The sequence below is a fragment of the Altererythrobacter sp. genome (assembly GCF_050299635.1).
Classification (GTDB): Bacteria; Pseudomonadota; Alphaproteobacteria; order Sphingomonadales; family Sphingomonadaceae; genus Erythrobacter.
Genome location: NZ_JBNKWF010000012.1, coordinates 1 through 12,554 on the forward strand (window position 1 = coordinate 1; position 12,554 = coordinate 12,554).

Annotated in this window: 17 protein-coding genes and 1 pseudogene; 4 read left to right on the top strand and 14 right to left on the bottom strand. The window is 60.2% G+C overall.

Annotated features, from left to right (window positions below; all coding sequences use genetic code 11):
* The 13 genes and pseudogenes from ACQY6C_RS08035 to ACQY6C_RS08095 all read right to left on the bottom strand — a co-directional run.
* On the bottom strand, positions 1-147 hold a 147-nt coding region (locus ACQY6C_RS08035), incomplete at its 3' end, for a 2Fe-2S iron-sulfur cluster-binding protein (protein ID WP_427967500.1).
* On the bottom strand, positions 147-1,439 hold the full coding sequence (nuoF, locus tag ACQY6C_RS08040) for an NADH-quinone oxidoreductase subunit NuoF (protein ID WP_427967262.1): 1,293 nt from the start codon (positions 1,437-1,439) through the stop codon (positions 147-149). The genes nuoF and ACQY6C_RS08035, both read right to left, overlap by 1 nt.
* Before the next feature lie 24 nt (positions 1,440-1,463).
* Positions 1,464-1,661, bottom strand: a complete 198-nt coding sequence (locus ACQY6C_RS08045; RefSeq protein ID WP_427967265.1) for a hypothetical protein — start codon at positions 1,659-1,661, stop codon at positions 1,464-1,466.
* On the bottom strand, positions 1,661-1,804 hold the full coding sequence (locus ACQY6C_RS08050) for a hypothetical protein (RefSeq protein ID WP_427967268.1): 144 nt from the start codon (positions 1,802-1,804) through the stop codon (positions 1,661-1,663). The genes ACQY6C_RS08045 and ACQY6C_RS08050 overlap by 1 nt, the downstream gene beginning before the upstream one ends.
* A complete protein-coding gene (locus ACQY6C_RS08055) occupies positions 1,801-2,001 on the bottom strand; it encodes a hypothetical protein (RefSeq protein WP_427967271.1) in 201 nt (66 codons plus the stop codon). The genes ACQY6C_RS08050 and ACQY6C_RS08055 overlap by 4 nt, the downstream gene beginning before the upstream one ends.
* Positions 2,001-2,669, bottom strand: coding sequence for an NADH-quinone oxidoreductase subunit NuoE (nuoE, locus tag ACQY6C_RS08060; RefSeq protein ID WP_427967274.1), 669 nt, complete (start codon positions 2,667-2,669; stop codon positions 2,001-2,003). Before nuoE ends, ACQY6C_RS08055 begins: the two co-directional genes overlap by 1 nt.
* On the bottom strand, positions 2,662-2,892 hold the full coding sequence (locus ACQY6C_RS08065; protein ID WP_427967277.1) for a hypothetical protein: 231 nt from the start codon (positions 2,890-2,892) through the stop codon (positions 2,662-2,664). The genes nuoE and ACQY6C_RS08065 overlap by 8 nt, the downstream gene beginning before the upstream one ends.
* Positions 2,889-4,100: an NADH-quinone oxidoreductase subunit D gene (locus tag ACQY6C_RS08070; protein ID WP_427967280.1), complete on the bottom strand. Its 1,212-nt coding sequence runs from the start codon at positions 4,098-4,100 to the stop codon at positions 2,889-2,891. The genes ACQY6C_RS08065 and ACQY6C_RS08070 overlap by 4 nt, the downstream gene beginning before the upstream one ends.
* A 14-nt stretch (positions 4,101-4,114) precedes the next feature.
* Positions 4,115-4,726 (bottom strand): annotated as a pseudogene (locus ACQY6C_RS08075) (NADH-quinone oxidoreductase subunit C); the annotation flags it as partial.
* Positions 4,723-5,286 (bottom strand): NuoB/complex I 20 kDa subunit family protein, encoded by a 564-nt coding sequence (locus tag ACQY6C_RS08080; RefSeq protein ID WP_427967283.1) that lies wholly within the window; start codon positions 5,284-5,286, stop codon positions 4,723-4,725. The pseudogene ACQY6C_RS08075 and the gene ACQY6C_RS08080, both read right to left, overlap by 4 nt.
* Positions 5,283-5,657: an NADH-quinone oxidoreductase subunit A gene (ndhC, locus tag ACQY6C_RS08085; protein WP_427967286.1), complete on the bottom strand. Its 375-nt coding sequence runs from the start codon at positions 5,655-5,657 to the stop codon at positions 5,283-5,285. Before ndhC ends, ACQY6C_RS08080 begins: the two co-directional genes overlap by 4 nt.
* A gap of 121 nt (positions 5,658-5,778) precedes the next feature.
* Entirely contained in the window at positions 5,779-7,032 is a 1,254-nt protein-coding gene (locus ACQY6C_RS08090; protein WP_427967289.1) for an SMP-30/gluconolactonase/LRE family protein, read from the bottom strand.
* The gene (locus ACQY6C_RS08095) at positions 7,029-8,459 is read right to left on the bottom strand and encodes a coniferyl aldehyde dehydrogenase (RefSeq protein ID WP_427967292.1); all 1,431 of its coding nucleotides are present in this window, start codon (positions 8,457-8,459) and stop codon (positions 7,029-7,031) included. Before ACQY6C_RS08095 ends, ACQY6C_RS08090 begins: the two co-directional genes overlap by 4 nt.
* 169 nt (positions 8,460-8,628) lie before the next feature.
* On the opposite strand from ACQY6C_RS08095, the gene ACQY6C_RS08100 reads away from it, so the two are divergent.
* The 3 genes from ACQY6C_RS08100 to ACQY6C_RS08110 all read left to right on the top strand — a co-directional run bounded on the left by ACQY6C_RS08100 (position 8,629) and on the right by ACQY6C_RS08110 (position 10,836).
* Complete coding sequence (locus tag ACQY6C_RS08100; protein ID WP_427967295.1) at positions 8,629-9,828, top strand: thiolase family protein; 1,200 nt, start codon at positions 8,629-8,631, stop codon at positions 9,826-9,828.
* 143 nt (positions 9,829-9,971) lie between these two features.
* Positions 9,972-10,376 (top strand): hypothetical protein, encoded by a 405-nt coding sequence (locus ACQY6C_RS08105; RefSeq protein WP_427967298.1) that lies wholly within the window; start codon positions 9,972-9,974, stop codon positions 10,374-10,376.
* A 31-nt stretch (positions 10,377-10,407) separates the two neighbouring features.
* Entirely contained in the window at positions 10,408-10,836 is a 429-nt protein-coding gene (locus ACQY6C_RS08110; RefSeq protein WP_427967301.1) for a hypothetical protein, read from the top strand.
* Positions 10,837-10,914: 78 nt separating this feature from the next.
* On the opposite strand, the gene ACQY6C_RS08115 is transcribed toward ACQY6C_RS08110, so the two are convergent.
* Positions 10,915-11,385, bottom strand: coding sequence for an SH3 domain-containing protein (locus ACQY6C_RS08115; protein WP_427967304.1), 471 nt, complete (start codon positions 11,383-11,385; stop codon positions 10,915-10,917).
* Between the two features lie 91 nt (positions 11,386-11,476).
* Between ACQY6C_RS08115 and ACQY6C_RS08120 the strand changes: the two genes are divergently transcribed.
* A complete protein-coding gene (locus tag ACQY6C_RS08120; RefSeq protein WP_427967306.1) occupies positions 11,477-12,496 on the top strand; it encodes a 2-hydroxyacid dehydrogenase in 1,020 nt (339 codons plus the stop codon).
* Positions 12,497-12,554 lie beyond the last annotated feature (58 nt).

The window sequence follows — 12,554 nt, forward strand, 5'->3', positions numbered from 1 at the left end:
CAGGCACATCCGGCAGTTACCGGCGATACTTAAGCGTTCGTGGTAACAGAAACGCGGGATTTCCTTGCCCGCAAGTTCGCACGCCTGCAGCACGGTTGCGCCTGCGGGGACCTCGATTTCCTGTCCGTCTACGGTGACTTTAGGCATTACTCCGCCGCCTCCGCGAATTTGGCGTTGTGCTCATTGATCCTGCGCTCCAGCTCGGGGCGGAAGTGGCGGATCAGGCCCTGGATCGGCCAGGCCGCTGCATCGCCCAGTGCGCAGATGGTGTGGCCTTCGACCTGTTTGGTGACCTGCTGCAGCATGTCGATCTCCTCGATCGCCGCATCGCCGGTGCGCAGGCGCTCCATCACGCGCCACATCCAGCCGGTGCCTTCGCGGCAGGGCGTACATTGGCCGCAGCTCTCATGCTTGTAGAAGGCCGAGAGGCGGGCAATGGCGCGGACCACGTCGGTCGACTTGTCCATCACGATCACGCCAGCGGTGCCGAGGCCAGAGCCAAGTTCCTTCAGCCCGTCAAAATCCATCGGTGCGCTGCGAATCTGTTCCGCCGGAACCAGTGGAACCGAGGAACCGCCGGGAATCACTGCTAGGAGGTTGTCCCACCCGCCGCGAATGCCGCCGCAATGCTTTTCGATCAGCTCTTCGAACGGAATGCTCATCGACTCTTCGACGACGCAGGGCTTTTCGACATGGCCGCTGATCTGGAACAGCTTGGTGCCGTGGTTGTTCTCGCGCCCGAAACTGGAGAACCACGAAGCGCCGCGCCGCAGGATTGTGGGCGTGACCGCAATCGATTCGACATTGTTGACCGTGGTTGGGCAGCCATAGAGGCCCGCGCCCGCCGGGAATGGCGGCTTGAGCCGGGGCTGGCCCTTCTTGCCTTCCAGGCTTTCGATCATCGCGGTTTCTTCGCCGCAGATGTAGGCGCCCGCGCCGCGATGCATGAAGACGTCGAAATCGTATCCTGAGCCGCTGGCGTTCTTGCCGATCAGCCCGGCGTCATAGGCCTCGTCGATGGCCGCCTGCAGCGTCTGCGCCTCGCGGATGAACTCGCCGCGGATATAGATATAGGCAGCGCGCGCGCGCATCGCGAAACCGGCGACCAGCGCGCCTTCGATCAGCTTGTGCGGATCGTGGCGGATGATCTCACGGTCCTTGCACGATCCGGGTTCGGATTCGTCGGCATTGATGACCAGGAAGCTCGGGCGACCGTCCTTGCTCTCCTTGGGCATGAACGACCATTTGAGGCCGGTCGGGAAGCCCGCCCCGCCCCGCCCGCGCAGGCCGGAAGCCTTGATCTCGTCAATGATCGCGTCCTGCCCGCGCTCAAGCAGTGTCTTGGTGTCGTCCCAATCGCCACGCTTGCGCGCAGCGTCGAGGTTCCACGGCTGGAAACCGTAGAGATTGGTGAAGATGCGGTCCCGATCCGCGAGCATCAGAGTGCGCTCCCAATAACAACGTCAGACGACATCTTGATCTCCCGGCGGAGTACGCGCGAGCATGGAGACCCCGATTATCAGCAGCACGATCCCGGCGATCAGCACACCGTCACCAAAATCCATTTCGCCGTGAACCATGATCCCAGTGCCGACAAGAATGGCCACACTGCCGATCATCATCATCGCGCGGGCGCGACTGCGCAGCTTGACAAGATCCATCACGCCAGCCCCCTCGATACGTATAAGCCATCAGCAATCAAGATTGCGACGAGCACGGCAGTTTTCACGACACCCTTGAAGACTTTCCAGGCGATGACCACGCCCACGATGACGAGCAGAATTGTGAGCCAGTCAGCGCTCATTGTGCTTCGCCCTTGTTTCTGCCCTTGTTTCTGCCCTTGTTTCTGCTCTTCTTGAGCATAAGAAGACCGATCAGCGCCAACGGGAGTCCGGTGCCAATGAAGGCCGCGCCCTTGGTCACGCCAAGCGAGACCGACAGGCCGATACCCACGATCAGCAGCACGAGGCCAAAGGGATTGATGGAGGATTTCTTATCCATCACCAGTCCCCCCGATAATCGTGGTTCTCTGAGACCATCTCTTTCAGAGAGGTAGGCCCGCCCATCGGCTCGCTGGTGTGCTTGCCCGGTTCCTGCGTCCCGGTCTTGGGCGTCTCACCCTTTTCCAACGCATCGAGCACGGCATCGAGCCGCTCGGGCGTTAGATCCTCGTAATTGTCGTCATTGATCTGGACCATCGGCGCGGTGGCGCAATTGCCCATGCATTCGACCTCGGTGAGGGTCCAGAGGCCATCGTCCGAAACTTGGCCCTTCATCATGCCGCGCTTGGCGCAGGTTTCGAACAGGCCATCGGAGCCGCGCAACATGCAGGGCGTCGTGCCGCAGACCTGCACGTGGAATTTCCCGACCGGCTTCAAATTATACATGAAATAGAAGGTCGCGACTTCGAGCACGCGGATCACCGGCATGTCGAGATAGGCCGCGACATATTCGATCACCGGCAGCGGCAGCCAGCCTTGCGTCTCGGTTTCCTCGCCAACCTGCCGCTGGGCATAATCGAGCAGGGCCATGACGGCGGAACGCTGGCGCCCTTCCGGATATTGCGCGATCGCCTTGTCGGCCTTCGCCTTCCACGCGTCAGTGAAAGCGAACTTACCCCAGCGCTCGCGCAGTTCGGGCGTATCGGGTGCGGGAGAACGGTCAGCCATTTTCCTTGTCCCAACTTACAACTTTAACTGGACTGGTGATGGCTTTGTGGAGTCTGATGCCCAGAACAATTACGATCCCAAGGATCACCACTGCGCCTACAATATTGGGAATTGGATCAGCTAGATTGAGGGCAAAGACCAAGAAAGCCGCCAATAGGATTGCAACTACCTGCCATCCCAAGGCCGCGGCAAGTTTTTGTGCAAGTTGTTTGCCGTAACTCACCGGTCACACTCCCCGAAAACGACGTCGATCGCGCCCAGAATGGCGGTCGCGTCGGGCAGCATATGGCCCTTGCACATCATATCCATCGCCTGAAGGTGGCTGAAAGCAGTCGGTCGGATCTTGCAGCGGTAAGGTTTGTTGGTCCCGTCGCTGACGAGATAGACGCCGAACTCGCCCTTGGGGCTTTCGGTCGCGACGTAGACTTCGCCGGCAGGCACGTGGAAGCCCTCAGTATAGAGCTTGAAGTGATGGATCAGGCTTTCCATCGATTGCTTCATCTCGCCGCGCTTGGGCGGTGAAACCTTGCCATCGGTGCTCGCGACCGGCCCTTCGGGCATCTCGGCGAGGCACTGCTTGATGATCTTCGCGCTTTCGTAAACTTCCTTCACCCGCACCACGAAGCGGTCATAGCAGTCCGAATTGGTGCCGACCGGGATATCGAAATCCATCCGGTCATAGACTTCGTAAGGCTGCGACTTGCGGATATCCCACGGGATACCGGCAGCGCGGATCATCGGGCCGGAGAAGCCCCATTTGATCGCATCTTCGCGGCTGACCACGGCGATATCGACATTGCGCTGCTTGAAGATGCGGTTGTCGAGCACCAGGCTCATCGCATCGCCGAACAGTTCGGGCAGGCGCGTATCGACCCATTCGCCGATATCGACGAGCAGCTTTTCGGGCACGTCCTGATGCACGCCGCCGGGGCGCATATAGGCGTGGTGCATGCGCGCGCCGCTCATCCGCTCGAAGAAGTTCATGCAGTCTTCGCGGATTTCGAACACCCACAGGTTCGGCGTCATCGCGCCGACATCCATCACGTGGCTGCCGATGTTGAGCATGTGGTTGCAGATGCGCGTCAGCTCGGCGAACAACACGCGCAGATATTGCGCACGGATCGGAACCTCGATGTTGAGCAGCTTCTCGATCGCGAGGATATAGCTGTGCTCCATGCACAGCGGGCTGCAGTAATCGAGCCGGTCGAAATAGGGCAGCGCCTGCAGATAGGTCTTGTGTTCGATCAGCTTTTCGGTGCCGCGGTGAAGCAGACCGACATGCGGATCGATCCGCTCGATCACTTCGCCGTCCAGCTCCATCACCATGCGCAACACGCCATGCGCCGCCGGGTGCTGGGGCCCGAAATTGATCGTGTAGTTGGTGATGACCTCATCGCCGGTGGTGGGCGATTCTTCGAGCTGCATGCTCATCAGCTATCCCCTTCGGCTTTTTCGTCACCGGGGAGGACGTAATCCGATCCTTCCCACGGGCTGAGGAAATCGAACTGGCGCAAATCCTGCGCAAGCTCGACCGGCTCGTAAACGACTCGCTTTTCTTCTTCGGAATAGCGCAGCTCGACATAGCCGGTGAGCGGGAAGTCCTTGCGGAAGGGATGCCCTTCGAAACCGTAATCGGTGAGGATGCGGCGAAGGTCATTGTTGCCCGCGAATTTCACGCCATACATGTCGAACACTTCGCGCTCGAGCCAGCCTGCGTTGGGCCACAGCGTAGTGACTGTGGGAACGGGCGTGTCCTCGTCAGTGCAGACCTTGACCAGCAGGCGGTGATTGCGGGTGAGCGAAAGCAGCATGTAGACCACGTCGAAACGCTCGGCACGGTCGGGGTAATCGGCCCCGGCCATTTCCATCAGCTGCTGGTATTCGTGCTCGTCGCGCAGCAGGCGCAGCGCATCTTCGATGGCTTCGCGCTTGATGGTGATGACGATCTCGCCATGCTCTTCCTTCGACGCGGCGACCATGTCGCCCAGCGCCTTGGTCAGAGTGTCGAGCACGCCTTCATTGCTGGCAAATCTCGGGGCAGAATGGAGGACAGTCATCGCGCGATCGTCCCTGCCCGGCGGATCTTCCGCTGCAACTGCATCACGCCATAGAGCAGCGCTTCTGCAGTCGGCGGGCAACCCGGCACATAGATGTCGACCGGCACGATCCGGTCGCAGCCGCGCACGACGCTATAGCTATAGTGGTAATAGCCGCCGCCATTGGCGCAGGAGCCCATCGAAATGACATATTTCGGGTCCGACATCTGGTCGTAAACCTTGCGCAATGCAGGCGCCATCTTGTTGCAGAGCGTGCCCGCGACGATCATCACGTCGCTCTGGCGCGGGCTGGCGCGCGGCGCGACGCCAAAACGCTCCATGTCATAGCGCGGCATGTTGACGTGGATCATCTCGACCGCGCAGCAGGCGAGGCCGAAGGTCATCCACCACAGGCTGCCGGTGCGGGCCCACTGGAACAGGTCTTCGGTTGACGTTACGAGGAAGCCCTTGTCATTCACTTCATTCTGCAGCGCGTTGAAATAGTCCGCGTCAGGCTGAAGGACTGAGCCCGGCTGTGCAGCGGGCGGAAGCTCGGTCGGGGGGGTAATAGTCGTGCTCATTCCCAATCCAGTGCCCCCACTTTCCAGGCATAGGCAAGGCCGAATGCCAGCTCACCCAGAAATACCATCATCGTGATCCAGCCCGGCCATCCGGTCAGATCGAGGCTGACGGCCCAGGGGAACAGGAAGGCCGCTTCAAGGTCGAAGATGATGAACAGGATCGACACGAGATAGAAGCGCACATCGAACTGGCTGCGCGGATCCTCGAAAGCGGGGAAGCCGCATTCATACTCGCTGTTCTTTTCCGCATCGGGATTGTGTGTGCCCGTCAGTAGCGAAACGCCCATGGGCAGGAACACGAACAGGGCTGACAATCCGGCTGCGATGAAGAGAAAGAGCAGGATTGGAAGATATTGGCTGAGATCGACCACTTGGAATCCCTAAGGGGCTAGAATCTGCCGGTGCCTCTAGGCCGCTCGCGCAGAGGGCGCAAGGGCGTGAATCGTGTAATCCCTGCACCTTTTGGCCCATGTGCCCCAATCAGAGCGATATTCAATCGAGCGGAAGGCGGCGTATCTGGGTCGGAAGCGAGGCCTTATCCTGGGCAGGTTCGCCCGCGACAAAGCGATCCCATTGGCCGTTGCCGACATAGAGCAGCGAATCGCCATCGAGATTCCCCGATAGAGGCTCGGTCCATGCAGGGTTCGCCTGCTCCAGGATTCGGTTTGCGACTACGCTCATGCCGTCATCGGCAAGCTTGAAGGCCGAAATGCGCATGGGGCTGGTGCCGTTTTGGACCACGATCAGCTCCTGGCCGTGTCGCCACATTCCGTCCACGCCGTCGAGAATCAGCTTCAGTCCGGTGGCGAGGCGCGAGACTTTCTTCGTCGCCAGATCGACGATGGCAATGCCGTAGCGATAATCGCTGACATAGAGCAGCCCACCGTCATCGTTGAGCGCCAGCCCTTGCGGAGAACGGAATGTACCCGGCGGGATGAGCACGTTCATTTCCGTTGCATCGGGCGATGCTCGATAGACGCCCCCACCGGCCGGATCACTGGCATAGATTGTGCCGTCAGGCGCAAGTGTGATGTCGGACAGTGAAACGCCCGATGGAGCCGGGATGCGGGTTTCCGTGTCAGTCCTGTGGTCGAGCCCGATCAGGCCCGCGAACCCGCTCTTGCTCTCAGAACCGTCGATATGGCCTGAGGCAATCCAGACGATCCTCCGATCAGGATCGAGCGCAATCCCGCTGAGATTGGCGGCGTCCTTCGGCGCATAGCCGTCCCAGCCGCCCGTCGGCTTGTGCCCGAACACGGCCTTGCCGATGACGCTTGTGACGATCAGGCGATCTTCTTTCGGATCGCGAACCACGCTTTCGACCAACTGCGCATCGGCCGGAACGGTGTCGATCACCGAACTGGCTGCAATGACCTCGCCTTCAGGGATAAGCAGCGCCCTCGCCCTGTCGGAGTTCTCCTTGCCGACCAGCTTGGGGATTTGCTGCTGCGAAGTCCCGGTGAAAACATATCCGCGTTGCTTGAGCCAATCCAATGTCGCCAACACGCCTTCAATGTCGGCATCCTGGAACTGGGCTGTCAGAAGCCGCAGCCGCAACGTGCCGCTATCGGGAAAGGCCTGCACCAGCGCCTCGATCGCGGCGACATCGCGGGCCGCACTGGCCTCTTCGCCGAGCGGATGCCAGCCGACGCTCGCATTTGCCCCGCCATCCTCTGCATGGACTGGCACCAGTGCGGCACAGGAAGCCAGCAGGGCCAGCGGCGCAAGAAGCGATGCAGGGCTCATTTCATCATCGTCTTGATGGCCTTCGCCGTTGCCTTGCCATAGGGCGGCTTGAAACCGCCCAGCTTGGCGATGTCGATCTTGGGCTGGTGATAGACGGCCCGTGTGTGGCTGAACTCGCGGAAGCCCTCGACCGCATGGTAAGCGCCCATCCCGCTTGGCCCCACGCCGCCGAACGGCAAATCCTCCATCGACACATGGAAGACCACGTCATTGGTGGTCACACCGCCTGATATCGTGCGAGACAGCACTTGCTCCTGCTCGCGCTTGTCCTGCCCGAAGTAGTAGAGGCCGAGTGGACGGTCATGGCTGTTCACATAGTCGATCGCCTCGTCGATCTGGCCGTAGGTCTTTACCGGCAGGACGGGCCCGAAAATCTCCTCCTGCATCACCTTCATGTCGTCATTCACGCCGCGCAGGATGTTGAGCGGCATCTTGCGGACATTGGCGTTTGAGAAATCCTCGCCTCCGGGATTGACTTCAATCACCTCTGCGCCCTTCTCGCGCGCATCGGCCACGAGGCCCTGCAGCCGCTCGAAATGCCGGTCTGACACGATCGAGGCGTAGTCGTCATTCTCAAGCAGAGTGGGATACATATTCGCGACGCCCTGGCTTACACCCGCGATTGCATCTTCCTCCCTATCCGCCGGGACATACATATAGTCCGGCGCGAGACAGATCTGGCCCGCATTCATCATCTTGCCCATGGCGATACGCTCGCCAGCCTTGGCGAAATCACTGTCACGTCCCATCACGACCGGGCTCTTGCCGCCCAGTTCCAGCGTGACGGGCACGAGATTGGCCGCTGCTGCTTCCATCACGCGCCGCCCCGTGGCGGTCGAGCCGGTGAACACAAGATGGTCGAATGGCAGTGTCGAGAAGGTTGCGGCAACTTCCGGGCCACCGGTAATCACAGCAAGCTCGTCAGGCGTGAAATATTCGTCGACCAGCTCCTTCATCAGCAGGCTGGTCTTCTCGGTAAACTCGCTCGGCTTGATCATCGCGCGGTTGCCCGCCGCAAAGACCTGCATCAGCGGCCCGAATGCGAGGTTCACGGGGAAGTTCCATGGTGACAGTATGCCGATGACGCCCTTGGGCTCATAGCGAACTTCAGCCTTGGCTCCCAACAGTCCTAGCGGGAATTGCACCTTGCGCTTTTCGCCTTGCGACCAGCCATCCATGCGTTTGAGCGCATCCCTGCCCGCACTGACAGTGCCGGCGATATCGGTGAGCATGGACTGATAATTGCTGCGATTGCCGAAATCGGCATTCATCGTCTTGGCCAGGTCTTTGCCATTGTCCTTCAGCAGAGCGATGGCCCGCTTGATGCGGTCCTTGCGCTTCGCCATCGGTTCGGGGCGGTTTGCTGTGAAGGTATCTCGCTGAAGCTGCAGGATGCGCTCCATTTCTTGCCGACGGTCTTCAGCCATCCCACTCTCCTTGGTTTCGAATTGCCACTGGTTGTTGCCGACTCTCGAAAGAATGACAAGCGCCACTGAGACGAAAGGAGTATGCTGAACATACGCATTCGATTTGCGTTTGCCGCAGTGCAGCATTAGAGCGGCCAACGCTCTTTCGTCTCCAGCAAGGACTTTTTCGATGCCCCAGTTTTCCGAAGCCGACCCGATTGTCATTCTTTCCTATGCGCGTACGCCGATGGGCGGCATGCAGGGTGCCCTCGCCGATGTCGACGCGACCCAACTCGGGGCAACCGCGGTCAAGGCCGCCGTCGAACGCTCTGGCGTCTCCGGTGACGATGTCGACCGGATCTACATGGGCTGTGTGCTTCCTGCAGGCCTTGGCCAGGCACCTGCCCGCCAGGCCGCGCTGAAGGCCGGCCTGCCCAAATCGGTCCAGGCTACCACGGTCAACAAGGTCTGCGGCAGCGGCATGCAGACCGTCATCATGGGATCGGAAGCGCTCGCCAGCGGCAGCGTCGACCTGATCGTTGCGGGCGGGATGGAGAGCATGACCAATGCCCCCTACCTGCTCAAGAAGCACCGCTCGGGTGCGCGCATCGGCCATGATACGACCTATGACCATATGTTCCTCGACGGTCTTGAAGACGCGTATGAGGCAGGCCGCGCCATGGGCACTTTCGCGCAGGATACCGCTGACGCATACCAGCTCACGCGCGAACAGATGGATGAGTACACGATCGAATCTCTGCGCCGCGCAAATGCTGCGATCGAAAGCGGCGCTTTCGCCGATGAGGTCGTTCCCGTGACCATCGCATCGCGCAAGGGTGAAGTCGTTGTCGATACGGATGAGCAGCCCGGCAAGGGCCGCCCGGACAAGATTCCGCAGCTGCGCCCCGCATTTGCCAAGGATGGCACGATCACGGCTGCGACTTCGAGCTCCATTTCCGATGGCGCCGCCGCCGTGGTCCTGGCTCGCACCAGCACGGCCAATGAGAAGGGCGCAAAGCCGGTCGCCAGGATTGTCGCTTCAGCGGCCCATGCTCAGGAGCCGAAGGATTTCACCACTGCACCGGTGGGTGCGGTCACCAAGTGCCTCGAACTGGCTGGCTGGAGCGTGGACGACGTCGACTTGTTTGAAGTCAACGAAGCCTTCGCCTGTGTTGCCATGTTCGCCATGCGCGATCTCGGCATCCCGCACGAGAAGATCAATGTGAACGGCGGTGCAACTGCGCTTGGCCATCCGATCGGTGCCAGCGGTACGCGTATCCTCGTCACGCTGCTCAATGCACTCAAGGTACAGGGCAAGACAAAGGGCGTCGCAACCCTTTGTATCGGTGGCGGCGAGGCTACGGCCGTCGCGGTCGAATTGCTCGACTGATCACCATTTAGACAAATTCCTCGTTTGTGATACATCCCCCGCTCGGTTCGCCGGTCGGGGGATGATCCCGGCTGCGCCGCTGGTCGAGCCGCCCTGTACGAGGCGGGCGGTACTTGGTGGTCGCAACTGAGAGGGGAATGACCATGAAAGCATTGATTGCAATTGTAGGCCTGGCCGCACTGGCGGCTTGTTCGCAGGCGGAAGCGCCTCCTGCGGAGGAAGAGGTAGCAACCGAAGCGGAAGCGCCTGTGGGCCCGCAACCTGGCACATATGAAGTGACCAACGAAGACGGTTCTTACACCATCACCATCAATGAAGGTAACACTTGGGTGGTGCCGGGAGAAGATGGTGAAGACATGACCGGAACCTTCGAGATGGTTGACGGGAAGGCCTGTTTCTCGACCGACGGCAGCGATGAACCGCCATCCTGCAGTACGGGCAGCGAGCCAGACGAAAACGGTGTTGTCACGATCACCAATGACGATGGGACGACTGCTACCGTGAAAGAGATCGAGACCGATAGCGGCGCAGAAGCTGCTGCAGAATAATCGACTACGCTGATAATTGAGAGGAAATGCCATGAAGAAATTGGTAGCCTATTCCGGTGCAATTCTGCTCGCGGCCTGCTCGCAAGCCGAAGCTCCAGCCGACACCGAGGCTGATACGACATCCGTAGCGGAAACCGCGACGGTCGAAGGGGCGGGAACCTTCGACTACGCTTCGGAAGACGGGTCTCTTTCGGGACAGGTCGTCATGAATGAGGACGGCACCTACACCGACAATCAGGTAGGCCAGGAGCCAACCACCGGAACCTGGGCGCTGAAGGATGGCAAAACCTGCTTCACCGATTCCGCTGAAGGTGCGGAGGAAGTCTGCTGGACGGATGGCGAGCCGGATGCTGATGGCAGCTTTATCTCGACTTCGCCCGATGGCGTGACGGTGAAGGTCTCCGAGGCAGCTGACGATGCGGCGGCTGAAGGCGATGCGATGGAAGACGGCGAAGGCTGATCATCCGACCGCTGGTTGGACCATCCATGAGAAAGGCGGCCCAATCGGGTCGCCTTTTTCGTTAATGCTCATTGAAACCTACGGCTCGCCAGCTCCCCACAGTCGTTCGGCCTCTATCCAGCCTTCGCGTCCTTCGACGTTTAACGCGCACCAGCCCGATTCGCATTTGCCCAAGGCGCCTACAACGCCCGGTTGCGCATTCCATTTTAGCTCCGAGCTTGCTTGTGGCTCTTCGCGCATGGGAGCGAGGCCCTTGCCAATCACTATTGCCGTTCTCTCGGGGCTAAGCAGCCGGGCGACGATCCACCCCTGCGCCCCGTCGGGATCGCGAATCAACCGCCACCCTTCCATCACGCGGATAACCTTCACCGGCAGAGCCTTGCGCTTGTAGACCCAATCAATCTTGTAATCATGGCTCGGGCCAACGCGCATGTTGACCACGTCTGCCCTGATCGAGGCCCAGTAAGGCGTCTCTCTCTGCTGGGCATATGCCGGCGCAGAGAGCAGGATTTGGGCAATGGCCAATGAGGCGAGAAGAAGCCGAAACATCAGTCACCTATTAGCGTGCCTACCCGGTTTGCTTCAAGCAGACATCACCGGCCGCTTGACCGCCCTACCCTGCCCGTCCTAGCGCACTCCTATGCCGAACGAGAACGAAGCAATCCGCAAACCCATCGATGGCAAACCCAAGGTCGTGGTGACGAGGCATCTGATGCCATCGGTCGAATCACGGATGAGCGAGTTGTTCGATGCGAAACTCAATTCGGCGGACGTACCGATGAGCCGCGAAGACCTGTTGAAGGCCATGCAGGATACTGACGTCCTGGTGCCAACGGTTACCGACAGCATCGATGCCGAGATGATCGAACAGGCGGGGGACCGGCTGCGGCTGATCGCGAGTTTCGGTGCAGGAACTGACCATATCGACCTGGCCGCCGCCGCAAAGCGCAAGATAATCGTCACCAATACGCCCGGCGTCTTCACTGATGATACGGCGGATATTGCGATGGAGATGGTCATCGGACTGCCGCGACGGGTGCGTGAAGGCATCGCCATGGTACGGCGCGGCGAATGGACAGGCTGGACTCCAACCGCGCTGCTTGGCCGCAAGCTTGCTGGCAAGGTACTCGGCATTGTCGGCATGGGCCGGATCGGACAGGGCGTGGCGCACCGCGCCAAAGCTTTCGGCCTTGAGATCGCCTATCATAATCGCAAGCGACTGCCTGAAGCGATCGAGCGGATGTTCGGCGCACGCTATGTCGAAGGGCTGGACGACCTGATCGCTCAGGCAGACATCCTCTCGCTCCATTGCCCCGCGACGCCTGAAACGCATCATCTGATGGACGAACGTCGCATCGGGTTGATGCCTGCCGGCGCCTGCCTCATCAACACTGCGCGCGGAGAGTTGATAGACCAGGAAGCGATGATTGCGGCATTGCAGCAAGGCAAGCTCATCGGTGTCGGCCTGGACGTCTATCCCGATGAACCAAATGTCGATCCTCGACTGCTCGACCTGCCCAACGTCATGACCTTGCCGCATATCGGCAGTGCGACTGCGGAAGGACGCGAGGCATCGGGCGAGAAGGTCATCGCGAACATCCGGTTCTGGATGGATGGTCACCGCCCGCCTGACCAGGTGTTGACCGCGCTGGCGCAATAGTCGACCCCCAGCTTTGTGCACGATCCTTGCGTGGGGGCTTGTAATCACGCCAGATAAT

Excerpts from the sequence above, each read along its gene's own strand:
- ACQY6C_RS08080 (WP_427967283.1), bottom strand. The coding sequence starts at position 5,286 with ATGAGCACGACTATTACCCCCCCGACCGAGCTTCCGCCCGCTGCACAG.
- ACQY6C_RS08105 (WP_427967298.1), top strand. The coding sequence starts at position 9,972 with ATGAAAGCATTGATTGCAATTGTAGGCCTGGCCGCACTGGCGGCTTGT.
- ACQY6C_RS08120 (WP_427967306.1), top strand. The coding sequence starts at position 11,477 with ATGCCGAACGAGAACGAAGCAATCCGCAAACCCATCGATGGCAAACCC.
- nuoF (WP_427967262.1), bottom strand. The coding sequence starts at position 1,439 with ATGCTCGCGGATCGGGACCGCATCTTCACCAATCTCTACGGTTTCCAG.
- ACQY6C_RS08050 (WP_427967268.1), bottom strand. The coding sequence starts at position 1,804 with ATGAGCGCTGACTGGCTCACAATTCTGCTCGTCATCGTGGGCGTGGTC.
- nuoE (WP_427967274.1), bottom strand. The coding sequence starts at position 2,669 with ATGGCTGACCGTTCTCCCGCACCCGATACGCCCGAACTGCGCGAGCGC.
- ACQY6C_RS08055 (WP_427967271.1), bottom strand. The coding sequence starts at position 2,001 with ATGGATAAGAAATCCTCCATCAATCCCTTTGGCCTCGTGCTGCTGATC.
- ACQY6C_RS08115 (WP_427967304.1), bottom strand. The coding sequence starts at position 11,385 with ATGTTTCGGCTTCTTCTCGCCTCATTGGCCATTGCCCAAATCCTGCTC.
- ACQY6C_RS08045 (WP_427967265.1), bottom strand. The coding sequence starts at position 1,661 with ATGGATCTTGTCAAGCTGCGCAGTCGCGCCCGCGCGATGATGATGATC.
- ACQY6C_RS08090 (WP_427967289.1), bottom strand. The coding sequence starts at position 7,032 with ATGAGCCCTGCATCGCTTCTTGCGCCGCTGGCCCTGCTGGCTTCCTGT.
- ACQY6C_RS08070 (WP_427967280.1), bottom strand. The coding sequence starts at position 4,100 with ATGAGCATGCAGCTCGAAGAATCGCCCACCACCGGCGATGAGGTCATC.
- ACQY6C_RS08110 (WP_427967301.1), top strand. The coding sequence starts at position 10,408 with ATGAAGAAATTGGTAGCCTATTCCGGTGCAATTCTGCTCGCGGCCTGC.
- ACQY6C_RS08100 (WP_427967295.1), top strand. The coding sequence starts at position 8,629 with ATGCCCCAGTTTTCCGAAGCCGACCCGATTGTCATTCTTTCCTATGCG.
- ACQY6C_RS08095 (WP_427967292.1), bottom strand. The coding sequence starts at position 8,459 with ATGGCTGAAGACCGTCGGCAAGAAATGGAGCGCATCCTGCAGCTTCAG.